Origin of the sequence: Bacillus sp. FJAT-29814 (assembly GCF_001510715.1) — a bacterium.
Lineage (GTDB): Bacteria > Bacillota > Bacilli > Bacillales > Cytobacillaceae > Neobacillus.
On record NZ_LMTJ01000001.1, the window covers coordinates 404,269 to 429,246 of the forward strand.

The 24,978-nt window shown below is 40.2% G+C and carries 19 protein-coding genes; 18 read left to right on the forward strand and 1 reads right to left on the reverse strand.

Features of this window, described 5'->3' with window-relative positions; translation table 11 throughout:
• Window positions 1-30: 30 nt before the first annotated feature.
• From AR334_RS01940 to AR334_RS02020, 17 genes are all read left to right on the forward strand, one after another.
• On the forward strand, window positions 31-1,806 hold the full coding sequence (locus AR334_RS01940; RefSeq protein WP_066304293.1) for a thiamine pyrophosphate-binding protein: 1,776 nt from the start codon (window positions 31-33) through the stop codon (window positions 1,804-1,806).
• A 227-nt stretch (window positions 1,807-2,033) separates the two neighbouring features.
• Window positions 2,034-3,581, forward strand: a complete 1,548-nt coding sequence (locus tag AR334_RS01945; protein WP_066304295.1) for a long-chain-fatty-acid--CoA ligase — start codon at window positions 2,034-2,036, stop codon at window positions 3,579-3,581.
• A 23-nt stretch (window positions 3,582-3,604) separates the two neighbouring features.
• On the forward strand, window positions 3,605-4,669 hold the full coding sequence (locus AR334_RS01950; protein ID WP_066304297.1) for a TRAP transporter substrate-binding protein: 1,065 nt from the start codon (window positions 3,605-3,607) through the stop codon (window positions 4,667-4,669).
• A 64-nt stretch (window positions 4,670-4,733) separates the two neighbouring features.
• Window positions 4,734-5,282 carry a TRAP transporter small permease gene (locus AR334_RS01955; RefSeq protein ID WP_066304298.1) on the forward strand — a complete coding sequence of 183 codons (549 nt, stop codon included), beginning with the start codon at window positions 4,734-4,736 and terminating at the stop codon, window positions 5,280-5,282.
• A 3-nt stretch (window positions 5,283-5,285) separates the two neighbouring features.
• Window positions 5,286-6,581 (forward strand): TRAP transporter large permease, encoded by a 1,296-nt coding sequence (locus AR334_RS01960; RefSeq protein ID WP_066304299.1) that lies wholly within the window; start codon window positions 5,286-5,288, stop codon window positions 6,579-6,581.
• Window positions 6,582-6,629: 48 nt separating this feature from the next.
• Window positions 6,630-7,070 carry a MaoC/PaaZ C-terminal domain-containing protein gene (locus AR334_RS01965; RefSeq protein WP_066304302.1) on the forward strand — a complete coding sequence of 147 codons (441 nt, stop codon included), beginning with the start codon at window positions 6,630-6,632 and terminating at the stop codon, window positions 7,068-7,070.
• A gap of 5 nt (window positions 7,071-7,075) precedes the next feature.
• Entirely contained in the window at window positions 7,076-8,143 is a 1,068-nt protein-coding gene (locus tag AR334_RS01970) for a TRAP transporter substrate-binding protein (protein WP_066304303.1), read from the forward strand.
• A 90-nt stretch (window positions 8,144-8,233) separates the two neighbouring features.
• Window positions 8,234-8,719, forward strand: a complete 486-nt coding sequence (locus AR334_RS01975; protein WP_066304305.1) for a TRAP transporter small permease — start codon at window positions 8,234-8,236, stop codon at window positions 8,717-8,719.
• Window positions 8,720-8,728: 9 nt separating this feature from the next.
• Window positions 8,729-10,015: a TRAP transporter large permease gene (locus AR334_RS01980; protein WP_066304308.1), complete on the forward strand. Its 1,287-nt coding sequence runs from the start codon at window positions 8,729-8,731 to the stop codon at window positions 10,013-10,015.
• Between the two features lie 28 nt (window positions 10,016-10,043).
• The gene (locus tag AR334_RS01985) at window positions 10,044-11,585 is read left to right on the forward strand and encodes a class I adenylate-forming enzyme family protein (protein ID WP_066304309.1); all 1,542 of its coding nucleotides are present in this window, start codon (window positions 10,044-10,046) and stop codon (window positions 11,583-11,585) included.
• Between the two features lie 15 nt (window positions 11,586-11,600).
• Window positions 11,601-12,395, forward strand: coding sequence for an HpcH/HpaI aldolase/citrate lyase family protein (locus AR334_RS01990; RefSeq protein ID WP_066304310.1), 795 nt, complete (start codon window positions 11,601-11,603; stop codon window positions 12,393-12,395).
• A 104-nt stretch (window positions 12,396-12,499) separates the two neighbouring features.
• Window positions 12,500-13,279: a glucose 1-dehydrogenase gene (locus AR334_RS01995; RefSeq protein ID WP_066304314.1), complete on the forward strand. Its 780-nt coding sequence runs from the start codon at window positions 12,500-12,502 to the stop codon at window positions 13,277-13,279.
• A 63-nt stretch (window positions 13,280-13,342) separates the two neighbouring features.
• Window positions 13,343-14,077, forward strand: coding sequence for an SDR family oxidoreductase (locus AR334_RS02000; RefSeq protein WP_066304317.1), 735 nt, complete (start codon window positions 13,343-13,345; stop codon window positions 14,075-14,077).
• A gap of 68 nt (window positions 14,078-14,145) precedes the next feature.
• Complete coding sequence (locus AR334_RS02005) at window positions 14,146-14,862, forward strand: (Fe-S)-binding protein (RefSeq protein ID WP_066304318.1); 717 nt, start codon at window positions 14,146-14,148, stop codon at window positions 14,860-14,862.
• A 36-nt stretch (window positions 14,863-14,898) separates the two neighbouring features.
• The gene (locus AR334_RS02010; protein WP_066304324.1) at window positions 14,899-16,323 is read left to right on the forward strand and encodes a LutB/LldF family L-lactate oxidation iron-sulfur protein; all 1,425 of its coding nucleotides are present in this window, start codon (window positions 14,899-14,901) and stop codon (window positions 16,321-16,323) included.
• Window position 16,324: 1 nt separating this feature from the next.
• Window positions 16,325-17,044 (forward strand): lactate utilization protein C, encoded by a 720-nt coding sequence (locus tag AR334_RS02015; protein WP_066304333.1) that lies wholly within the window; start codon window positions 16,325-16,327, stop codon window positions 17,042-17,044.
• A 41-nt stretch (window positions 17,045-17,085) separates the two neighbouring features.
• Window positions 17,086-18,135, forward strand: coding sequence for a phosphotransferase family protein (locus tag AR334_RS02020; protein ID WP_066304338.1), 1,050 nt, complete (start codon window positions 17,086-17,088; stop codon window positions 18,133-18,135).
• Window positions 18,136-18,237: 102 nt separating this feature from the next.
• Here AR334_RS02020 and AR334_RS28645 read toward each other — a convergent pair whose 3' ends face one another.
• On the reverse strand, window positions 18,238-22,953 hold the full coding sequence (locus AR334_RS28645; protein ID WP_082692744.1) for a LysM peptidoglycan-binding domain-containing protein: 4,716 nt from the start codon (window positions 22,951-22,953) through the stop codon (window positions 18,238-18,240).
• Between the two features lie 208 nt (window positions 22,954-23,161).
• Here AR334_RS28645 and AR334_RS02030 point away from each other — a divergent pair, with 208 nt between their 5' ends.
• Window positions 23,162-24,973, forward strand: a complete 1,812-nt coding sequence (locus AR334_RS02030; protein WP_066304339.1) for a LysM peptidoglycan-binding domain-containing protein — start codon at window positions 23,162-23,164, stop codon at window positions 24,971-24,973.
• The last annotated feature ends 5 nt before the right edge of the window (window positions 24,974-24,978 follow it).

A 24,978-nucleotide genomic window follows, 5' to 3' on the forward strand; every position in this document is an offset into this window, starting at 1 on the left:
AACAGCAGTTAGGAGAGGAGAAGAAATTAAATGGTTAAGCGGTGGGCAGGAGAAATTGCTGCACGAATTTTAAAAGAAGAAGGAGTCGAAGTGATGTTTGGGATGGTAGGAGGGCATATCCAATCATTCCAAGATTTTGCTTATCGGGAAGGCATTGACGTATTCCAAGTTCACCATGAACAAGCAGGGGTATATGCAGCAGATGCATATGCAAGAATCACGAAAAAACCTGGCGTCTGCTTTGGTACTGCTGGACCTGGAATGCTTAATATGGTAAGCGCTATTCATATGGCCTATATGGCCCGAACTCCTCTTGTCTGTTTTTTTGGTGGACACAAAATTATGGAACAACATCGGGGAACATTACAAGAGGCGTCAGCCGAAGAAGTCTGCCGAAGCATTACGAAGTGGACTGTACGCGTGACAAATCCTAACCAAATTGGCTTTTATATACGGAAAGCATTTCGCGATGCGATGGCGTACCCACCCGGTCCGGTCGGAATTGAGCTTCCGCTTGATACTTTCAATTGGGAGCCTATAAATGATGAAGAACAAATTGCTTATTTGCCGGGAAAATGGAGGGAGGAACGCTCTCCTAGAACCGCTGGTGATCCTGAATTAGTTCAAAAAGCAATGGTGCAAATTCTAGAGGCTGAACGTCCTTTAATCATTGCCGGTGAAGGTGTTCATTGGTCCGACGCAGGGGAAAGTTTAGAATCATTTGTGGAAAAAACGGGTGTTCCCTTTAATTTAAGAAGACTTGCAAGAGGAGCTATTCGTGAGGATCATTCATTAGCCATAGATGGAAGCGCAAGAAAAAAATTAATAAAGGATGCGGATCTTATTGTATTGATGGGGTTACAAGTAGGATATTTTGAAAACTTCGGAAACTGGGATACAAAAGCCAAATTTATTCAAATTAATGAACATTATGGGGATATTTTGCCTACCCTGCCAACAGATATCGAGATTGTTGGCAATATAAAAACAATACTTGAACAAATGTTAAATGGTTTAGAGAAAGAAAAGATTCCAAGAGATAAAGTAGAAGCTTCTTACAATCACATCGCAAATTTGAAAGAAGATTTGTTAGCTAAAAAGAAAAATAATCTAGCAGAGTTATATGAAACCAGGCCCATTCATCCAGGGGTTCTAGGAAAAGAGGTTTCCGAATTTCTTCCGGAGGATACCACAATTGTACTTGATTCCTTTACTGCATCTGCCTTTTTAACAGATCAAATAGTTGCAACTCGTTCAGGCCAAATTCTTGATTCAGGACTTTCGGGTGGAATTGGCCATGGAATCGGGATGGGGATAGGAGTTAATGTTGCAAGACCTGATTCTCCTGTATTTGTCATGATGGGGGATGGTGGCATTGGTATTGGAGGAGGAGATATAGAAACTGCCGTTCGTTATGGGCTGCCCGTTGTGTATATGATCTATAATGACAGTACTCTATGTGCTGGAATTGAAGATTATTGCTATGGAAAAGATTTTCGGGTATTAGGACCCAATGCTAAAGGTGGTTTTAATTTTACTCAAGACATTCGGTATGACCAGATGTTTGCCCCACTAGGCTGTCATGTGGAACATGTAACAGAACCTGAACAAATTAAACCAGCATTGAAACGAGCTTTCGAAAGTGGAAAAACAGCAGTCATTAATGTAATTGGGACCAAGCACGTTTTCCATCCTCTCTACCATACAATCCATGCCAAAGAGATGTTTTGGCATCTACCTGCTGACGAAGTAGAGGAACCTGTACGCAAAAGACATCATGAAGGATACTATAAACAGTTTCATTAAGTTAAAACCCTTAAATATCAAAACCAATTGATGAAATAAATAAAGTATAAATTATTTACTTCACTGCCTCAGCAAACAAACTCTTAAATTATCAACAAAAATTCCTTCTATTATATATGTAAAAATTACTCCCCACTCCTATGTAGATCACACAAATAAAAAATTGAGAAAAATTATAGTTAGTGTAACCTATTGTAGTTTTCTTGCTATTGAAGGGAGGCAAACCTGTGGAGTTAACGATAGGAAATTTGTTTTCTGCAAGTGCAGCAAAATATCCTGAGAAGATTGCCGTTATTTACAAGAATACAAGGTTTACTTATAGAGAGGTTGAAGAGCGTTCCAATAGAATTGCTAACGGATTACTGAAGATGGGCCTTAAAAAAGGAGACCGCTGCGCAATATTATTTTACAATCGAGCAGAATGGCTCGAAGTATACATTGGGATGGCCAAAGTAGGAATAATAGCTGTCCCTGTTAACTTTAGGTTTGTTGCTGCTGAAATAGAGTATGTGATTAATCATTCCAGACCTAAAGCCATGATTTACGAAGAGGTTTTTGAGGAAACGATTTCAGCTATAAAAGGAAAATTAGTCACAGTGAAAGATTACATTTGTCTTGGATCTAATCATGGAGATCTAGATTACATTCAATTATTAGAAGAATCTAATCCGAATCTGGAATACTCAGAAGATGTAAATGAAACTGATCCATTCTTTTTCGGTTATACCTCAGGAACAACTGGCTTTCCAAAGGGAGCCGTTGTGGAGCATCGAAATTTAATAGTTCATCATTTGGCAGTTTCCAAAGAATTAGGTGGTTTAAACCAAAATGATAAAATGCTCCTTATTATGCCATTATTCCATTCGAATTCGACTTGGTTCCTTCAAATGATGGCAATGATTGGAGGAACAGCTATCATCTACCAATCTACCGGATTCGAGCCAGAGGAAATTTTAAGCATCATTCATAATGAACAGGTAACGATCACTTCTGTGGTTCCGACTATGCTTACAATGATGCTGAACCTCCCAGATCGTATTAGGGAAAAATATAGCTTATCATCGTTAAGAGTTCTTTTATGCAGTTCTGCACCACTAATGACGAATACTAGGGAACGGACATTGGAACTATTTAGTGAGGCAAATTTATATGAGGGATACGGAGCGACTGAAACCGGCACCGTCAGTCTCTTACCTCCAAATGAAATGCATAAAAAATTAAGGTCTGTTGGAAGACCAATAATTGGCAAACAAGTACGTTTGCTCGATAACAACGGGAATGACGTTGATGTTGGGGAAATCGGTGAGATCTATGTTAAAGGCATTGGCACCTTATTAAAGGAATATTGGGAGCAACCGGAAGCAACAAAAGAAGCATTCCGAGGAGAATGGTTAAGCGTTGGTGATACGGCACGAATGGATAAAGAAGGATATCTTTATTTAGAAGATCGTAAGAAGGATATTATTATTAGCGGAGGTGAAAACGTTTATCCTACAGAAGTGGAAAATGTGATTGCTATTCATCCTTCAGTAGCCGAAGTGGCAGTAATTGGAGTTCCTGATGAACATTGGGGCGAACGGGTACATGCCGTTATTGAATTAAAAACGGGCTGCTCGTGTAGTGAAGCGGAGATCATTGATTTTTGCCGTGGAAAATTAGCTGGATACAAAAGACCTAGATCTGTCGACTTTATCGGCGCATTGGCAAAAAATGCAACCGGGAAAATCATTCGTCGAAAAATCCGAGACCCTTATTGGGAAAATGTAAAAAAATAGTTAGGAACAGGGAGGCAAAATGGATGGAGTTTAAATTAAAAAGAATTAAGCTTACAGGATTAATAGTCTTTTTGTTTCTTATTTCCACGTTAGCAGCGTGCAGCGGGGGTAAGGAAACGGGGGGATCAAGCAAATCTGGTGATACAGATAGTGGAAAATCAGGAAATTCCAAATCTATTACAATACGAATGGCGGGAGCCCAGGCACCTGAGAATCCGATGTATAAAGCTGCCATGTCATTTGTAGAAGAAGTCGGCAAGAATAGTAATGGAAAAATTAAAGGTGAGGCACATTTTGGTGGTGTACTTGGCGGGGAAAGGGAAACGGCAGAAGCGGTGCAACTTGGCAATATTGAAATGGGTTGGATCAGCGATATAGGTTTATCCACGGTTGTTCCTGAAATTGGTTTTGCCTTTTTGCCCTATTTAGTTACAAATTATGACGAATTGGAAACTAAATATTACAACGGTTGGATTGGAGAAGAAGTTACCAAACGACTAGCGGCTAAAAATCTGCAGGTTTTAGGATTTATGGATAATGATGCCAGATGGCTCTCCAATTCCGATAAGCCGATAAAAAATCCTGAGGATTTAAAAAATATGACTATTCGGGTTCCGGAAATTCCTGAATTAGTGCAATTTTTCAAGGAGTTAGGAGCATTACCGACCAATATGGCCATAACAGAGGTTATTACAGCCCTGCAACAAGGAACGGTGGATGGCCAGGATAACGGAGCCATTTTGAATTATACGATGGGATTTTATGAATTCCAACCATATATGACAAATACCAATCATGTTTTTAGTGGTGGAGCAGTTGTAGTAAACAAGGAATGGTGGGATTCATTAAGTTCAGAAGATCAAAACATGATAGGAGAGTCCGTTAAAAAATGGGTTAAGGAAGGAAATAAGGGAATTAGGGAAAATGTTAAAAACTTTACTCAAAAAATGAAAGATTCTGGAGTGGAAATCACGGAACCAAGTGAGCAACTAAAAAAGGCAATGCAAAAAGCGGGTAGAAAAGTATGGGATAATCAGAAGAACTATGATCGTTACGGTGAAGAGGTTATGAAAAAAATCCTAGAGTAATAGAACCAAGGAGGAAAAGGAATCCCCTTTTCCTCCTGCAAGATTAGTATAAGGAGGCATTCTTTTGGAAAACAATTCCGACGATCGTCTGCCTAAAAAAGCCTTTTGGGGTTCGATCCTATCAGAAAAAACTTCTGGTGTGATTAATTTTCTTAATTCAATTGTATTTTTAGGAATGCTCCTTTTAATGTTCGCCCAAGTTTTATCACGCTATGTCATTCACGAGCCTATACCATGGTCTGAGGAGCTTATTCGTTATGCATTTATTATAACCACATATTTTGGCGCTGCAATAGCAGTACAAAAAGGAGTACATGTAGAAATTGATATTGTACAAACACTTCTATCAAAGATGAAAAATGAAAACAAGAAAAAGAATTTGGAAAACATTATTAATCTTGTATCAAACTCTCTTTGTTTCCTTTTCGTTCTTTTTTTATGCTGGCTTTTGTCTGACTTAGTGATTAGAACTCAAGTAAGCGGGCAAGAATCACCCATATTAAAAATTCCAATGAGCATGATTTCTGGTGGAATATTACTCTCCTTCATTATTATGGCCATTTATTATCTACTGAATATATTAGAGATTCTATATTCCTGGGGGAGGAGGTAATTTATGGATATTCTTTTTCTTTTCATTGGGGTTTTCCTGCTTGCTGGTCTTATCAGAGTGCCAATTGCCTTCAGCATGGGGATTGCGGCTACCTTGGCCATTTTATATTCTGGAAATAAGCTAGGGCTAATCGCACCAGCCACCTTAAGTGCCTTAGACTCTTTTCCATACTTAGCAATCCCGGCTTTTGTATATGCGGGGGATTTAATGGCAAATGGAGGAATATCCAAAGCTTTAATTAATTTTATTCAAGAATTGATGGGAAAGGTCAGGGGCAGTCTGGCTATGGTAACCGTACTTGCGTCTGCAGTTTTCGGAGCAGTAACAGGTTCTGCAATGGCTACCGTTTCTGCAATCGGAAGCATAACGATTCCGGAAATGGTAAGGTACGGTTACAAACGTGAATATGCAACGGCACTTGTCAGTGCTTCCGGATTCATTGGTATATTGATTCCGCCAAGTGTCCCAGGAATAATGTACGCAATCAGTACTGGAACATCTATATCAGATGTTTGGTTGGCAACAGTTATACCAGGGTTGTTAATCGCTTTGGCTTATATATTGGTCATAGCCTTTAATAGAAAACATTTACCCGAAGTAAATAAAGAGTTTACGTTTTCTTTAAAGCGATTAAGTGCTGCAACTCCACGATTTCTTGTGGCAATATTAATGCCAATCATTATTTTTGCTGGTATATACGGTGGTATATTTACTCCGACCGAGGCTGGTGCAATAGTCGTAGTGTATGGGATTATTGCAGGTTGGGTCATTTTTAAATATGTTTTTAAGGAAAAAACATCAGGAAGTTTCTGGAAGGTAACTAGCGATTCTGCCGTAAATAGTGCATCCATTTCAATATTAATCGTTTTTGCTGCCATTGCAGGAAAACTGATTACGTTGAGTGGTGTCGCAATCGAATTTGCTACTTTTATGACGTCTGTTTCAGATTCTCCCATTGTCTTTTTGTTAATTCTGACTGTTTTACTGTTATTTTTAGGTATGGTAATGGAAACGAACACAGTTATCTTGATCCTAGCCCCTTTAATCGCACCCGCTGCCAAAGCTTTTGGATTGGATTTGGTTCACATTGGTGCCATTATGGTTCTAAATTTGGGAATTGGGATGATTACTCCCCCGTTCGCTGCATGTTTATTTGTAGGATGCCGAATTGGAAATATTACCTTTGATCGAGTTTTAAAACCACTGCTTCCATTTCTATTAGTTACCATACCTGTTTTGCTGATCATCACTTTTTGGCCAGATGTATCCTTGTTTTTGCCTAAAGTGTTCTCAAAATAAGGAAATGTTTAAAGCGCTTACAAGTTACGGTAAGGAGGTTTTTTGCTAGTGAGATTTGAGGAATTCACAGTAGGTGAGTCCTATAAAACTGAGCCAGTATATATATCAGAAGAGGAAATTATGGAATTTGCAAACAAATATGACCCCCAATATTTACATCTTGATAAAAATGCTGCTGAAGCCGGCCCTTATGGAAAGATTATTGCCTCAGGTTATCATACCCTTTTAGCTATTTGGCCAAAAATCGTCGGATTGAGTCTATTTGGAAGTGATGTCCTTGGTGGGCTAGGAATTGAACGTTTAAGGTGGAAGAGACCAGTGGTCCCTGATGATCAATTGATAGGGGAGCTTTCCATTAGTGGAAAGGAATTACTATCTGATGGTAAACGGGGGTTACTAACCTTTCATGTTTCTATTAAGAATCAAAACGGTATGGAAGTATTGGTAATGGAGACAAATGGAATATTTAAGACAAATTTTATGGGGTGAGTATTTTGAAAAAAAGAAAGTGGACATCAAAATTAGTGATAATTTCCGTTTTGTTCGTATTGATATTGGCTGGTTGTTCAAATTCAAAGGAAACTACTTCAGGGGGAAAGGGATCTGGAAATGGAGGATCTGACCAAAAAACCTATCATTTTAGATTGGGGCACATTTTTAGTGAAGACCATGCGGTAAATAAAGGAGCAAAGAAATTTGCAGAACTGCTGGCAGAAAAAACCGATAACAGAGTAAAAATAGATATTTATCCGGCTTCGCAATTAGGGGGCGACCCCGCTCTTGGAGAAAGTTTGCAAAATGGTTCACTCGATATGGCTGTATTAAACCAAGGGTCGATGTCGGGCTCCGATCCACGATTTGAGTTAGGAAATTTACCCTATTTAGTAGGTACCTATAAAGAAGCAGATCAAATTTTCTATGGGGATGGAGCAATTGCAAGTGAAGTAAGAAAATATCTGGTGGATAATGGGATTCACCCACTTGAGTTTTTTGAAAATGATTTTCGTGCGTTGACAAATAGTGAGCGCGCTATTACGAAAATTGAGGATATGAAAGGATTAAAGCTAAGAGTACCTCCAACCAAAATGTTAACAGCGTTTTTTAAAAATCTTGGATCATTGCCTACAGTAGTTGATATTTCTGAACTGTATACTGGTTTGCAACAGGGCACTGTAAACGGGCAAGACAATGGGGTGTTACTGACTTACGGAAATAAATATTACGAAGTTCAAAAACATTTAACCTTATTAAATCACCTTTATACAACAGCTGGACTAGTTGTCAGTCAACAAGTTTGGGATACGTTGCCTTCGGACATTCAACAGGCCATGCAGGAGGCAGCAGAAGAAGCAAGCCTGTATCAACGTGATTTAAACCGAGATAGTATTAATAAAGAAATTAAAGAAATGGAAAAAGCAGGAGTAAAAGTGACAGAATTGAAACCAGAGGAATTAGACCGTTTCAGGAAAGAAGGGCAAAAACTTTGGAAAGATTTCGAGCCAGTTTTCGGAAAAGATGTTTTGGATAAAGTTTTACAGGCTGTAGAAAAAGCACAGGAATAATGAATGAATGCTGGTTAACACATCCTAACTAATGGATGTGTTAACCATAGACTTGCTATTCATTTTAATAGTAAGGGAGAATGGTTAAAAATGTTAAAAAAGTCTCTTAGATTTGCAGTCTGGTTACAGGAATATTTTTTGATTGTCTCGATTGTGATTATGACGATTGCAGCAGCTTTGCAAGTCCTTTACCGTTACGTTTTTGAGTTGCCCCAATCAGGTTTTGAGGAAATTGCCCGTTATCTAATGGTTGCATCAACATTTATTGGAGTTGGCTTAGCGGTAGAAAAAAAGGAACATATAAGATTGGATTTTCTGGAAACACTACTGGCGGGTCATCCAAGGGCAAATAAATGGATTAATAATATCAATCATATTATTGTTGCTATTTTTAGTTTAATCATGACTTTTTTAGGATATCAGTTGTTTGTCTATTCTTTAAAAGCAAATCAACATTCCATTGGAGCAAATCTTCCTTTGGCGTGGTTTAAAGCAACGGTGATGATTGGCTTTGCGCTATCCTTCATCCATTCAGTTGGTCATTTGGTGAATTCAATAAAGAAAACGGAAAAGTAGGGGTCCATTATGGTATTAACAATTGTATTGTCAGTTCTATTAGTATTGTTGGTCTTAGGAACTGCTGTTGGCTTTAGCTTTGGCATCGCTGGCACGATTGGTGTTTTTCTTTCTGGGATTAATAGTTCAACGATTGCTTCAATTGCGTTCCAATCACTTGATTCTTTTCCGTTAATGGCGATTCCATTTTTTATCTTAGCGGGAGACTTGATGAAAGAGGGTGGCCTATCAGAGCGCCTTATCCACTGGATTAATAGTTTTGTTGGAAAAATTCGTGGTGGCTTAGGCGTTGTAATGGTAGTTGCCTGTACTTTTTTTGGGGCTATTTCTGGTTCATCAGTTGCGACTGTTGCGGCAATTGGTTCTATCATGATTCCGATCATGGAAAAATACGGTTATGAACGAAGGTACTCCAGTGCACTAGCCGCTGCATCCGGTTTTCTTGGTATATTAATTCCACCAAGTATTCCATTAATTATTTATGGGATTACGGCTAATGTCTCAATTGGTGATCTATTTCTCTCTACTGTATTCCCTGGGTTATTATTAGCGATCTTCTATATCATCGTCAATTTCGTATTTTTTAAGAAATATCACACTGATCCTGCCAATAATGAAATGGATATCATGAGTTCAAATATGGGGAAATCCACAATATCTGCACTGCCAGCTATTATTCTCCCAATTATTATATTAGGAGGAATTTATGGTGGCGCCTTTACTCCTACTGAGGCAGCTGCTGTGGCGGTAATCTATTCTTTCGTTGTCGGATTTTTCATCTATAGAGGTTTAAGCAAAAAAAATATAAAGAGGGTATTGCTTGACTCTGCACTAACATCTTCCGTTCTTTTAATATTAATGGCCCTGGTATCAGTACTTGGAAGATATTTAACATTAGAAAATGTACCGCTAACCATTTCTGGTTTCCTTACAGATGCATTTGATAACAAGTATATGTTCTTACTTGTAATCAATCTATTATTTTTATTAATTGGCATGTTCATGGAAACGAATACAGCCATTCTACTTTTTACACCACTGTTAATACCAGCTTTAAAGCAGCTTGGTATAGACCCCGTTCACTTTGGCGCGATACTTGTACTAAATTTGGGGATTGGTTCGATAACCCCGCCCTTTGCCGCAAATTTATTTGTTGCAAACCGAATAAGTGGAGTTCCTGTAACAAAAATGCTTGCTCCCTTATTGCCATTTCTTTTTCTCGCAGGGATTCCGGTACTTTTTATCGTAACTTATATTCCATGGTTATCCATGTGGCTACCTTCCCTTTTTAAATAATTTCAAGTTGAAAGGAGTTTATATGACAATGGCGGAATTAACGATTGGAGATGCTTTTGTTCGTAGTGTAAACAATTATCCTAGTAAAACAGCTTTAATTTTTGAATCTCGTAGGTTGACTTATTCCGAACTAAATCAACGGGTAAACCAATTAGCAAATGGTTTGTTGGCACTCGGATATCAAAAAGGAGATAAGCTATCAGTTTTGCTTCACAATGGCATTGAGATCACGGAGGTAGTATTAGCATGTGCAAAAACCGGAATTATTGCAGTTCCGATTTCGACACGGTTTAAGGAAAGCGAGGTCCAATATATTATTGAACAATCTGACTCCCGAGGGATCATTTTTGAAGATGAGTTTCTTCCAATTATGGAGAGTCTTTATCATAATGTTCAGTTAAAAGAATATATCAGGGTGGGATATGGAAGTTCGGAAAAGGATTTGTATAAAAATTATGAAGAGTTCCTCCATACTCAACCCCTTGCAGAACCAAATATAGATATCCATGAAACAGACACGTGGTATATCGGGTATACATCCGGTACAACGGGATTTCCAAAAGGGGCTATTATCAGCCATAGGACCAGGGTCCTTCATATTCTTTATAAAATTATAGAGTACGGTTTAAGTGATGAAGATGTACAAATGTTAGTCATGCCCCAATTTCATTCAAATGGACTCACTTATGGGGTATTAGGGTTAGTACTGGGAAACACGGTATTCATAATGAAGCAGTTTGATGCAGAAAAAGTTCTCGTGTCTATTGAAAGAGAAGGACTAACCTATTCTTCGATGGTTCCGACGATGTACAACATGATTTTAAATCTGCCGAATGAGATTAAATCGATTTATGATGTTAGTTCTATGCGCGTTTTAATCTCCTCTTCTTCTCCTTTGCTTACTGTTACAAAAGAAGGGATCTTAGGTTATTTTCACAGCTCTAAACTTTTTGAGTTTTATGGTTCTGCAGAGGCTGGGATTGCTACAGTTCTGAAACCGCAAGACCAATACCGGAAGATTAGAAGTGTTGGAAAACCGATGTTTGGGATTAAAGTTAAGTTGTTGGATGATGCGGGCAATGAAGTACCTCAAGGTGAAGTTGGTGAATTATATTCTTTCGGACCAGTAACAGATGGTTATTATAAAATGCCAGATAAAACGGAAGAAAGTTTTAGGAATGGTTGGTTTTCAGCAGGAGATCTAGCAAGGGTGGATGATGAGGGATATTTTTATATAGTTGACAGGAAAAAAGATATGATCATCAGCGGTGGAGAAAATATTTATCCAGTTGAAATAGAAGAAGTGTTATCTAAACATCCTTCCGTTCAAGAGGTGGCAGTAATTGGTATACCAAATAACATTTGGGGAGAACAGGTGCACGCCTTAATCGTCTGCCGTGATTGTATTACAGAAGAAGAAATAATTGATTTCTGTCGGGATAAAATGGCAGGTTTTAAACGACCGCGTTCTGTAGAATTTGTTCAGAGTTTACCTAAAAGTCCTACAGGAAAAATACTGAAACGAATTATTCGTGAAAAGTATTGGGAAGGGAAAGAAGCGAAAATATAGTTTGGAGGGAATAAAATGAATAATAGAAATCCCATAAAACGGAAACTCGAGGAAAAAGGGAGGGCAATTGGAACATGGATTCAACTACCCACTTATGAATCGGTTGAAATTGCTTCGATTGCTCAATATGATTTTGTCATCTTGGATCGGCAGCATGGAGCGCTTTCTCTAGAAATGACGGCACAAATGATCGGTTCTTCTCTCGGAAAAAATGTTACTCCAGTAGTAAGGGTTTCTAATAATGAGGAGACAGAAATACTTCATGTCCTTGATGCGGGAGCAATGGGAATATTAGTGCCTGGAATCTCAAATGCAGAGGAAGCAAGGAAAGCGGTAAAGGCGGCAAAATTTCCTCCCTATGGTGATAGAAGCGCATGTCCGTTCACAAGGGCAAGTGGTTATGACTGCGAAGATTGGGCTTCTTTTGTCCAATGGTCTAACTCAGAAACGGTGGTATGGCTGTTAATTGAAGGAATAGATGGAATCAACAACCTTTCAAACATAATTGAAGTGGAAGGGATAGATGCTATTTGTATGGGCCCTTTTGATCTTGCACAATCGTTAGGGCTCCCTGGTCAACCGAATAACCCATTGGTCATTAAAAAGCTTGAGGAAATAGTTGAATCCGCAAGTAACAAAGGGATTGATTTAATTGTTGTTCCATTCTCCCGGGATCAGCAAGATTTATCAAAGGAAGTTCAAGACTGGTACTCAAAGGGGTGCCGTATTATTACCGGACCATGTGACAGAGCATTGCTTTCGCAAGGTTATAAGCTTGTAAAACAATTGTTTGATGGTATTTTAGATTAATAATTTTATTTAATTCGATTGGCATTAGCCTTGGACCAAAAGCAATGTTGATATATGAAACTGCCAATTTATTAATAAACCAGCAAAGAAGAAGGGACGAAAAAATGAATACATTAGATCTTTTTCGATTAGATGGAAAGGTTGCCATTGTAACTGGTGGAGCAGTAGGCTTGGGCAGGCAGATGGCTGAAGCATTGGCAGAAATGGGTGCTAATATCGTAATTGCTTCCAGGAAAAAAGAGAAATGTATGGAAGCAACTAATGAAATTAGCCGAAGCATGGATGTAGATACACTAGCAATTGAATTGGACATTAGGGATGAAGCAAGTATTAAGCAAATGGTTAATGATACAATCGAAAGATTTGGAAGAATTGATATCCTTGTAAATAATTCAGGAATCGCATGGGGAGGACCAGCAGAGGAAGTGTCCTATGAGGACTGGAAGAAGGTTATAGACGTAAATGTGAACGGCACTTTTTATTGTACACAAGAAGTTGGAAAAGTGATGATCAAACAAGGTGGCGGGAAAATTGTAAATATATCATCAATCGGAAGTTTTGGTGGCGCGTTTCCTGAAGCACAGGATGCCCTTTCTTACAATACCAGTAAAGGAGCCATTAATATTTTCACGAAGGATTTAGCTGTAAAATGGGCTCAATATAACATAAATGTGAATGCGATTGCTCCTGGTTGGTTTCCAACAAAGATTAGTAAGTTTGTAATTGAAAATCGAAAAGAATTATTAATGCAACGCTTGCCATTGAAAAGGTTTGGAAGTGAAGCTGATTTAAAAGGTGCAATCGTTTATCTATCCTCCAATGCGTCGGATTATGTTACAGGTCATATTTTAGTTGTTGACGGTGGTTGGACTGCGTTAATGTAACAGAAATACATGGGTTTAAATCCAATCATCTCTATTGTTAAAATGTGGCCGGGAGGAAGGGAAATGTATAATGTTCTTGTTACTGGTGGAGGTAAAGGGCTAGGAGCTGCGATTTCAAAGACTTTTGCCAGTCATGATTTTCATGTGTTTATAAATTATTTAAGGGACCGTGATTCTGCAGTTGAAGTGGAACATTCCATTACTAGTAACGGTGGGAAAGCAGAAATTATCCAAGCAGACGTAGGGAAGAAAGAAGATATTGATAGTATGATGGCGCAATTGCCTCCTATTGATATTATTGTTCATAATGCCGTATATCCTATTTCTGCAAATGCAGAAAGTATCAGCCAAACTGATTGGGAGAGGGGATTATCTGTTAGTGCTTCGGGACTATTATATATTGCGCAAAAAACATTTCCAGGTATGAAAGAACGAGGGTATGGACGCATTTTCGCCATATCCAGTAGTGGTGCTAAGAGGGGGATTCCCTCCTATTTAGGAGTGGGAGTCGGAAAAGCAGCGATGGAAGCATTAATCCGCTATTTTGCAACAGAATGGGGCAAATACGGAATAAGCGCAAATGTCGTATCACCTGGGGCGATCTACAGCGATGCATTTCAAGCAGTTTTTCAAAATGCGAAAGAACGATTTGATGTTATTAAGAAAAGAACTCCTAGGAAAGAAACAGTAAATCCTATGGACGTTGGTGAAATGTTGGTACAACTTTCAAGGCAAGAGATGCGAATGGTAACCGGTCAAACCATTTGTATGGATGGTGGGTATACTCTTCTCACGTAGGAAACATGACAATATCGTATTATATAATAAAAAATCACTTTGATATTCGAGAGAAGGGGTTGTAAGAAATGAAAGTAAGCTTGTTTGCAACCTGCCTTGTCGATATGTTCCAGAGCAATGTCGGAAAAGCTACGGTTGAACTGCTAGAGCGACTTGGCTGCGATGTGGCATTTCCTGAAGGGCAAATATGCTGCGGCCAACCAGCCTATAATAGCGGTTATGTAAATGAATCAAAAGAGGCAATGAAAAGGATGATCGAGACATTTCAAGATGCAGAATACGTTGTATCTCCATCAGGATCATGTGCGTTTATGTTTAAGGAATATCCCCATATTTTTAAAGGCGACCCGGTATGGGAAACGAAAGCGAAAAAACTGGCTGACAAGACCTATGAACTTACTCAATTTATTGTTGATGTTCTGAAAGTGGAGGATGTCGGTGCCAGATTTGAAGGAAATGTTACCTTTCATACCTCCTGCCACATGACAAGATTATTGGGGGTAAGAACGGCTTGGATGACTTTATTAAAAAACGTTAAGGGACTTACATTTACAGAGTTATCCGGAAAGGAACAATGCTGCGGTTTTGGGGGGACTTTCTCTGTCAAAATGTCAAAAATTTCAGAACAAATGGTAGAGGAGAAAGTATGTCATATAGAGGAAACAGGGGCGGATTATCTTATAGGAGCTGATAGTGGGTGCCTAATGAACATAGGCGGCAGGATTGATAGAAAAGGTAATCCCATCAAGGTCCTGCACATTGCTGAGGTTTTAAATAGTCAATAATGGATGCTTGAAATAAATGGGAAATGGAGAAAAAATATGGCAATAAAAATTGGAATTGACCCATTTATCGAACGTGTTGATAAAGGAATTCACAATAACTTTATGCGTGGTGCGGTAGCCGGTGCTCAGGATGGCATGGATATAAAAAGGCGTACTGCTACCGAAGAGCTTGAAAATTGGGAGGATTGGCGCTCGCATGGAGAGGAAATTCGTCAGCATGTTCTTGAACACTTGGATTATTATTTGGAGCAACTAAGTGAGAATATTGCCAAGAGGGGTGGGCATGTTTTTTTTGCCCAAACAAAGGATGAAGCAACCAGGTATATCTGTGACATTGTAAAACAGAAAAATGCCAAAAAAATAGTGAAGTCCAAATCAATGGTCACAGAGGAAATTAGCCTAAATGCTGCCTTAGAACATGAAGGCTGTGAAGTAATTGAAACCGATCTAGGGGAATACATTCTACAGGTTGATGACCATGATCCCCCCTCACATATCGTTGCCCCTGCTTTGCATAAAAATAAAGAGGAAATCCGGGATGTTTTTAACAAAAAGCTTGGATATACAAAAACGTCCAAGCCGGAGGAGTTGGCGGGACATGCCCGTGAAATGCTACGCAAGGAATACTTAACAGCAGATATAGGAATAACTGGCTGTAATTTTGCAGTTGCTGAAACTGGTTCGATTACTCTAGTGACAAATGAAGGGAATGCCGATTTAGTTACGGCATTGCCCAAAACTCAAATAACAGTGATGGGAATGGAAAGAATTGTTCCGACGTTTGAAGAAATGGAAGTATTGGTATCACTATTAACAAGAAGCGCTGTAGGACAGAGATTAACAAGTTATATTACCGTACTTACAGGACCAAGGGAAGAATTGGACGTAGACGGTCCAGAAGAGTTCCATCTTGTCATCTTAGATAATGAAAGGTCAAATATTCTCGGTGGTGAGTTCCAGTCCATCCTGCAATGTATTCGCTGTGCGGCTTGTGTAAATGTCTGCCCGGTCTACCGTCACATCGGGGGCCATTCATATGGTTCGATCTATTCGGGGCCAATTGGGGCTGTACTATCCCCATTGCTTGGTGGGTATGATGAATTTAAAGAACTGCCATATGCTTCAACCCTTTGCGGTGCCTGCACAGAGGTATGCCCGGTGAAAATTCCATTGCATAACCTTATTCATAAACATCGTGAAAACATCGTTGAAAAAGAAGGGAAAGTACCACTTTCAGAAAAACTGGTGATGAAAGCGTTTGGCTTAGCTGCTGCTTCACCAACTTTATATAATATTGGTACTAAAATCGCCCCAACCGTAATGAGACCATTCACTGTTGCGGACAAAATCTCTAAAGGGCCTGGGCCATTAAAGGAATGGACAGAAAATCGCGAGTTCCCAGCGCCAAATAAAGAGAGATTCAGAGATTGGTTTAAAAACCGTGAGAAGGGGGAGAAATAATATGACAGGGACTATTCAAAACCGTGATAAGTTCTTAAATCATATTGCCCGCCGGTTGGAGCGGGAACGGATTTCTGCCCCTTTAAAACGGCCAGAATGGAGATTTCGACCTCAGAATGAAGTGTTAAAACATGCTTCACAGGATGAGCTAGTAGAAGTTTTCAAGGAACAATGCCAGAAAACCCATACGAGCTTACTTGAAACGGATAGTCAAAACTTTCCTGCAACACTTAAGGAGGTTGTTGCAGGTTACGACGGGGGACCAATTGTTACATGGAAGGATGACCGTTTTTTAAAATGGGGGCTTGCTTCTACTTTTCATCAAGAATGGCCTAACCAAGGTATAGAATTTTTTGAATGGGATTATGCCAAAGGGATAGAAAACATCGCGATCACAGAAAAAGCAAATGTAGGGATTGTGATTAGTGAAATCACATTGGCTGAATCAGGTACAGTCGTTTTATTCAGTGATAAAAATAAGGGGAGGACCGTTAGCTTCCTGCCTCAGGCATTAATTGCTATTGTACCAAAGAGCACACTTGTACCAAGGATGACCCAAGCAGCCCAAAAAATGAGGACAATTTACCACCAAGAAGGACATGTTTCTCCATGTATAAATTTTATCACCGGACCAAGCAATTCAGCAGATATTGAGCTAAATCTTGTCGTCGGTGTTCATGGGCCAGTAAAAACAACATATATCTTAATTACTAATCTTTAATAATATGATCCATAAAGGCAAGTATGAGAGGAGATTCATCCATGGAAATTGTTAACCCATTCATTGATCATGAGCATATAAATTGGGAACGTTTAGAAGTATTAATTCGTGAAACCATTCCGAATGTCCCGGATGATGAGGTGAGGATTACGAAATTTTCAGAAGGGTATTCCAATCATACGTATCTACTATCTTTTGGAACATGGGAAACAGTGTTAAGGAGACCTCCATTTGGTGAAATCCCCGCAAAAGCTCATGATATAAAACGCGAATATTCAATTCTATTAAAACTGCATGAAGTCTATTCCCTTGCGCCGAAACCATATTTATATAGTAACGAACCAATGATTATGGGGAGAGATTTTTATTTAATGGAAAAAAAACAAGGGGTTGTGATAAACAATGTTATACCTGAAGCATATGGACCTACCGAGCAGGTAGGTCCGGCCATTTCAAAATCTATAATTAAAAGCTTAGTGGAACTTCAACAGGTAGAGTACAAAAATGCGAAATTAATGGATATTGGAAGACCTGAAGGGTATTTGGAGAGGCAGGTTCATAGCTGGATCAAACGTTACACATTGGCAAAAACGAATGATGTTAGTGGGATAGAAAAGTTGGAAGCATGGTTAATACAAAACATCCCAGTAACGTTAGAGACTACGATTGTTCATAACGATTTTAAGTTAAATAATCTTGTCCTAGATCCATATGAGCCTGGAGTGGTAAAAGGTGTCCTCGACTGGGAAATGGCAACCATAGGCGATCCAATGACAGATATCGGTGCAGTTCTCGCGTATTGGGGGGAAGAAGGTGATCCCGACATCGGCATATCGGTAGTGACAAACCAACCTGGTTTTTTTACAAGACGTGAAATGGCAGAACACTATGCTCAAGTAAGCGGTCGTGACATCTCAAATATTAACTTTTATGTCACATTTGGTTTTTATAAACTTGCTGTTATATTGCAGCAACTGTATTTTCGGTGGAAAAATGGTGACACGGATGATAATCGGTTTGCAAATTTAACCCTTCCGATTTCTAACTTATTTTATATGGCAAGTTTAACAAAGGGAAACCAGATTCTATAGAAAATTATATCACTCAAATGATTTGAAAATTTATTAATCTCTCTGTTAAATTACACCAATAATAAACCTGGCTCAATTCCTGAGCCAGGTCTTTTGCGGCATTTATGCAGTGGGAGCAGAGATTTTTAAAGCTTGTCCCACATAAATCATATCTGTTGTCAATCCGTTGAGTTCTTTTATGGCCGTAAGAGTCGTGTTATACCGCTTTGCAATGGCGGATAAAGAATCACCAGATACCACTTTATACGTGATGAAAGTTAAACTTGTCGGGGTATTGGTGGCTGTCGTGATTCTTAAGGTCTGACCTACATAGATGGTATCACTGCTTAAATGGTTTTCTTCTTTTATGGCAGCTACGGTTGTGCTATACCTATTGGCAATCAACGATAACGAATCTCCCGTAGTCACGGTATAGGTGATGGTGGTAGTGGAGACGGCCGGTGCCGTACTAGTTGCGGTTGCAACAGGCATTTTTAAAGTCTGACCAATATAAAGATTATCTGAAGTCAAATTGTTGATTTCTTTTATTTTACTAACGGTCGTATCGTAGCGGGAAGCAAGTGTGTATAAAGTATCACCAGAAACAACCGTATACGTAGGGTAGCTAGGAGCAGTTGTTGCCCGTTCTGCTTCTTCTGTTTGAGGAACCTGTGCGACAGCCACTGTAGTTGGCAGGGTAGTGGCATAGCTGTTCCAAACCTCTTTGTTTTCTTGGCCGATACTCCAGTTCCCGACTCCGCGCAGATTATATTTACCCACCAACAAAAGCTTCTGCCGAAGGGATTCCTCATTTTCGTACCAGATCGTATAGGTTCCGGCTCCCAGAGTTGTTCCGCTTATAACAGGTTTTGGGTCTCCTTCTTTAATGGTTATGACCGCTTTTGGCGTTTTGCTTACTTCATCAAAAATAACACTTCCATTATATTGCTTAATTAATTGCTCCACCTGCGAGTTTGATATTCCAAACCCTCCATAAGTTTGGCCCTGAATCCAATAGCGTCCATAATGGGCAATCCCTAGAACAATTTTATCAGCTGCCACCTTTTGGCTAAGAGCATATTGGACGGACCTTTCGACCCAAGGTTGACTTGCAACAGAGCCTGCTTCTCCTCCAGGAAAACTCTCGTCATAGCTCATGATCATTAAATAATCGGCATACTTTGCTAAGCTATTATAATCATACGAGCCGTGCCAGCCTGTAGTCCAACCATTAGGATTGGCCGCAACCGCAACAGACACTTCCTTCCACGCGGGAATCTTTTCCCGCAATAACCGAACAAAATCGGTATAGTTGGCCCGATCCACTTCCGTTACATTTTCAATATCCACATTGACGCCGTCCAAATTATAGCGGGCCACCGCATCCGCAATTTGCTGTGCGGCTAATTCTTTATTGGCAAGCAATGCACGTCCGAGACCACGATCCCAATGGTTGCTTAAAAATGGGACCACACGTATCCCTTGTACATGCATCGCTGCAATAAAGGCCGGATCCAAGTTATACGTCAGCTTCAATGTACCGTTGGGATTGATGTCAAAGTAACTTGGCGACACGGTGTTGACGGAGCTGGCAGTTTGATTCACCATTGACACGTAATCTTGCGTATTGCCAAAATATATATAACCCAGGTTGACCACTTCAGATGCTGTTACAGGCAAGCGCAAAAGCTGATTGGGCACAATGGTATTATTGGCAAGCTGATTCAGCGCCATTAATGCTTCTACAGTCGTATTGTACCGTTTGGCAATAGTGTACAGGGTTTCACCTGCAGCCGTCGTATGAGTGTAAAGATTAATAGTAGCTTTATTACTGATATTACCGGCTGAGTCCGTTTGAATAACGGAGGCTGTTTTTGCACCGGTCATATCGGCTCTATCAAGATATAATTTGATCGTATAAAAACCCTTTGCATCCGCTGTGGTCGTCGTGCTGTCCAAATCTTTTCCATCACCATTTAGTATGTCTGCCTGAACGACAGAATAGGGTTCGGCAGTTCCAAGTATGGTAAAGATCGGTCGCTGGTTTTCATATCCAAAGCCGTTTTTGGACACAACCGGGTCTTCAACCAATGTGTCTTTTTCAATAGTATGTGCCCGAACTATGCTGGTATTTCCTGCTTTGTCGGTTTGCATGATTTCAACTGTCAATCGTCCGTCTTTTAATCCTGCCAAATCAAGGTTTACATTAAAACCCCCGTTCGCAATCAGTGCCGATTTGGTAATATTTGTTGTCCCATCACTGACAGTAATCCTGACTTGTCCACCTTCTTCCACCGAGGTTCCGCTAACACTGTATTGTTTTTGATTTAAGCTATTTACATAGGGAGCCATGGTGGTGTTTGGTACTTCAGGTGCCGTTGTGTCTTTTGAAATGGTTAGCGGCTCAAGCTGTCTCTTGTTTCCCGCAGCATCGACAGCAAGAACGGATACGGTTATATTCCCATCCTTCAGGCTGCTCATATCGACCGGAATGTTAAAGCTTCCTCTTGAATTAGTGCTGATGGTTTTGACTAACCGGGTGGTGTCATCAGTTATTGTTATCTCCAGTGCAATTAGCGGTTCAGCCGTGCCGCTTAGTTTATAAGCGATTGCGTTTCCGCTAAAAATCGTCGGCAACGGATCAAACTGAACATCTGATGGACCTGCTGTATCTTTATTCAAGGTTTTCACAGTAACGGGACTAACATTTCCGGCTTGGTCGATTTGTTTGATTTCAAAAAGGACATCCCCATCATTTAAGCTGGTTAGATCTGTGGGAATACTGTATCTACCAGTTTTATCCACTTGTCCGGTTGTTTCTATCGCTTTGCCTACAGCATCAGATGCTTTGATGATGATCTGTGCATCGGGCTCGCCAGACCCGTTTAATAAAAATGAACTCTGATTTTCCTGATTGATAAAATTGTTATTATTTAAAACGGGTACTAGGGGAGCGCCTGTATCTTTGATAATCTTGATGCTTGCGGCGGGACTCTTGATGCCTGATGGGCTTGTTTGAATGGCCGAGACTGTTAGTGGAACATCGATTAGGGCACTTACATCCATAGTCGCAAAGAATTCTCCATTGGAATTGGCCACGGCCGATGCTGTGATACTTTTGCCCGATGTTCCATCATTGATCGCTATATCCACTCTCGATCCCGGACGGGCCGTCCCGAATATGACATAGTTTTTAGCCGATTGACTGTTTATCATCTTTGTATTTTCAATCAGCGGCGGATTCAGGCTGGTTTCTTTGGTAATCGTAGTTTGCCTGATGGTGCTAATGTTTCCCGCTGGATCTGTGGCACGCGAAATGATGGTCAATAGCCCATCATTTAAAGAGATTAAATCGGCATTCGTACGGAATTCTCCAATTTCATTAGCAGTTGCTTTCGTGGATAAGGCTGGATGGACACCGTCTGAAACAGAGATTTCCACAACAGATCCAGGATCAGCCAATCCGAAAAGGGTATAATTTTTCACATTCTCGATGGTCACCTTCACGCTATGATCGAGAACAGGTTCATTGACAACCGTATCTTTCGTTACGATTAATCGGCTTTCAGGACTTTTGTTTCCTGTAAGGTCCGCTGCCACTGCTGTGAATGTAATAGTTCCGTCCGGTGATTTGGAAATATCCACATTTGTTTGGAATCTTCCGCTGGCATCTGCTATTGTTTGAATTATTTTTGGTGCATTCATTCCGTCAGATACCGTTATAGTGACGGTTGCGTTTGCTTCTGTTGAACCGGAAATGGATACACTTGCTTGATTGGTAGCCGTAATGGTGCTAATTGGGTTTAATAATGGAGCCGCCGGAGCGATAGTATCAGCTGCCACAGAGCTGCCGGTCGGGATTGACAGTTTTTGTCCAACATAAATCGCATCGCCCATTAAATGATTGACAGCCTTTATTTGATCTACGGTTGTGTTAAACCGTTTTGCGATTAAGTACAAGGAATCGCCTGATACAACGGTGTAGCTTGTGACGGTTTCCGGAGAAGGGGCCGGCTGTACTGGCTCCGGAATCTGAATAGGTTGAGTTTGCGGCACAAGTAAGATTTGTCCGACAAAAAGATTATTAGAAGTTAAGTTGTTAAGATTTTTTATGGCATCCACCGTAGTGGCAAATTTTGGGGCTATTCCATATAAGGTATCACCCGGAGCTACTTTATAAGTAGTAGTGGCAGTTTCCACAGTCGGAGCTGGAGCCGGCGTCGGTGTAACCACAGGTTGAATCACAACTGTTGCTGTCTCTCCGGTCCAAGGAATTTTTATTTTTTGCCCAATGGAAAGGACATCGCTCGATAGCTGATTGTAGGAGCGAATGCTATCCACAGTCGTGGAAAACTTCCTGGCAATCTGGTACAGCGTGTCACCAGCCACGACTGTATACGTAGAATAGGGCAGATTTAATGACTGTCCTACATAAATAGTGTCCGACGTCAACTTGTTTACGGTTTTTATATCCGACACTGTCACATTAAACTTTTTTGCAATACCGAATAAACTATCACCGGCCTGCACTTTATAAATATCGTATTGTCCTGATTGCTGTAATTGGCCGGCAGTTGTCATTTTCGCGCCAGCTTTTATAACGCTTGGACCGAAATAAATAGTTGTCATTAAAACTGATCCAACCATCACCTTGGCAGCTGTAATATGTATATATGGGAATTTGTTCCTAATTAATTCATGGATTTGTACCTGAATAGTTGCTTTGCTGAAAGAGGAGGGTCTCAGCTCACTAGCAAACTCCTCCAAATGTGGATCAAGGTGAACCACCAATGTAAATCCGCTACGATCTGGGATTAATTCATATTGTCTTATGTCCACAAAACCACCTCAAATTTGTAAATTCCTTTGCTATTATTTCTTGAAAAAATTTATTCATTCAGAAGACGAAATATAATGGCACTATTGAGCCTTTAGACCTATGAATTCGATTGGTAATATGCGGTAAAAAACTCTTTAAGGTTGTAATCGGATTTTTTTCGAGAAGAATATACAAAAACTTTTTAAGAGGCGAAGGAGAAGGCTATACATGGAAAATATTCAACGCTATGAGATAAAAAAAATCGCTCCCAATCGGGATGAGTTTGAATTCATTCTCCACCTTGATGGCCAATTTTCGGAGTTTGCGACTGAATTAGGGACCGTTCCGAGCGAAAAAAAGGATATTACCGCTTTGGCAAAGCAGATAATAAAGGATAAGTACCCGTATTTAAAGGTAACCGCTATCAAAGTGATCCTCGGAGGGGTAGCCATTACAACAATTCCATTAACCACCCATTCATCCACTGCCCATGCGGAGGGTTCAAATGGTAGCTCTCCTGCGCAGACGGCGCAGGCAGACTCGATCTATTACCATGTTTTATCTGGAGACACATTATGGGGAATATCCAAGAAATTCGGGATAACGGTTGATGATATCAAAAGGGCAAACCTGCTAACAACAGATATTTTGAAAGTAAATCAGCTTTTGATCATCCCAAAGGCGTTTCATACGGTAGGTACAGGGGATTATTTAACGGTGCTTGCCAAAAAATACGGAACGACTGTGGCGGGAATTAAGCAGGTTAATAACCTTAACAGTGATGCAACAATTATTGGGCAAACATTGATTATTCCAATGCTAATCGGGGGAGGGACGAACAATGGACAGGCCCAGTCCGCAGTGCAAACACCTCCCCAAGACCTGACTGCTTCAACTCATACGGTTGTTGCGGGAGATACTTTGTGGGGAATATCTGCAAGATATAAAATAGATGTCGATACCCTGAGGAAGGCAAATCAACTACAAAGCGATATGCTTCATATTGGCCAAACCTTAATCATTCCAACGACCCAAACAGGCGAAGCGACTACTGCTATACCATCCGAGCCCGCCAAAACAACAGGTATGGAGTATACGGTTGTTGCGGGAGATACTTTGTGGGGAATATCTGCAAGATATAAAATAGATGTCGATACCTTGAGGAAGGCAAATCAATTACAAAGCGATATGCTACATATCGATCAAACCCTAATTATTCCAACGACCCAAACAGGCGAAGCGACTCCTACCGTACCATCCGAACCTGCCAAAACAACGGGAACGGAGTATACCGTTGTACCGGGGGATTCTTTATCAGTCATTGCCAAGCGATCGAACATTTCTGTAGAACTATTGAAACAAGCAAATCAATTGACAAGCGATTTCATTAAAGTTGGACAGGTATTAAAAATCCCAACAGCCTCGGTGGTCTCCGCACCAACACCTGTGACAACGGCCACACCTGACCCGGCGCCAGCCTCAGCACCTGATCAGGAGTTGGCAGCTGTTCAAAAGAACTTGCAAATACTCGGGTATAATTCCGTACCCGCGATGACAGGAAGATATGACGACCCAACAACGGAATCCATAAAGAACTTTCAAGCGGCATATGGTATTCCGATAACAGGCAAACTTAATGAAGCTACGAATACAGCGATAAACCATGCAGTCGTTAAAAAGAAGTTGATTCAAGACACAACTAACTATCTCGGCGTTCCGTATTTATGGGGAGGAGTGACACCAAAGGGGTTTGATTGTTCTGGTTTTGTCTATTACATGTTTAATCAGCATGGTGTAAAAATGCCACGCAACACATCAGCAGGCCTGTATCAAACTGGGACAAGCATCGACCGTGCTCGCCTGCAGCCCGGAGACTTAGTGTTTTTTGCCGTCAACACACCTGGAACCGTTTCACATGTAGGATTTTACATAGGAAACAACCAATTTGTTTCAGCAACTAACTCAAAGGGGATTGACATTCAACCATTGGATGTTGGGTATTGGGCTAAATATTACGTCGGGGCGAAAAGAGTTTATTAGCTAAG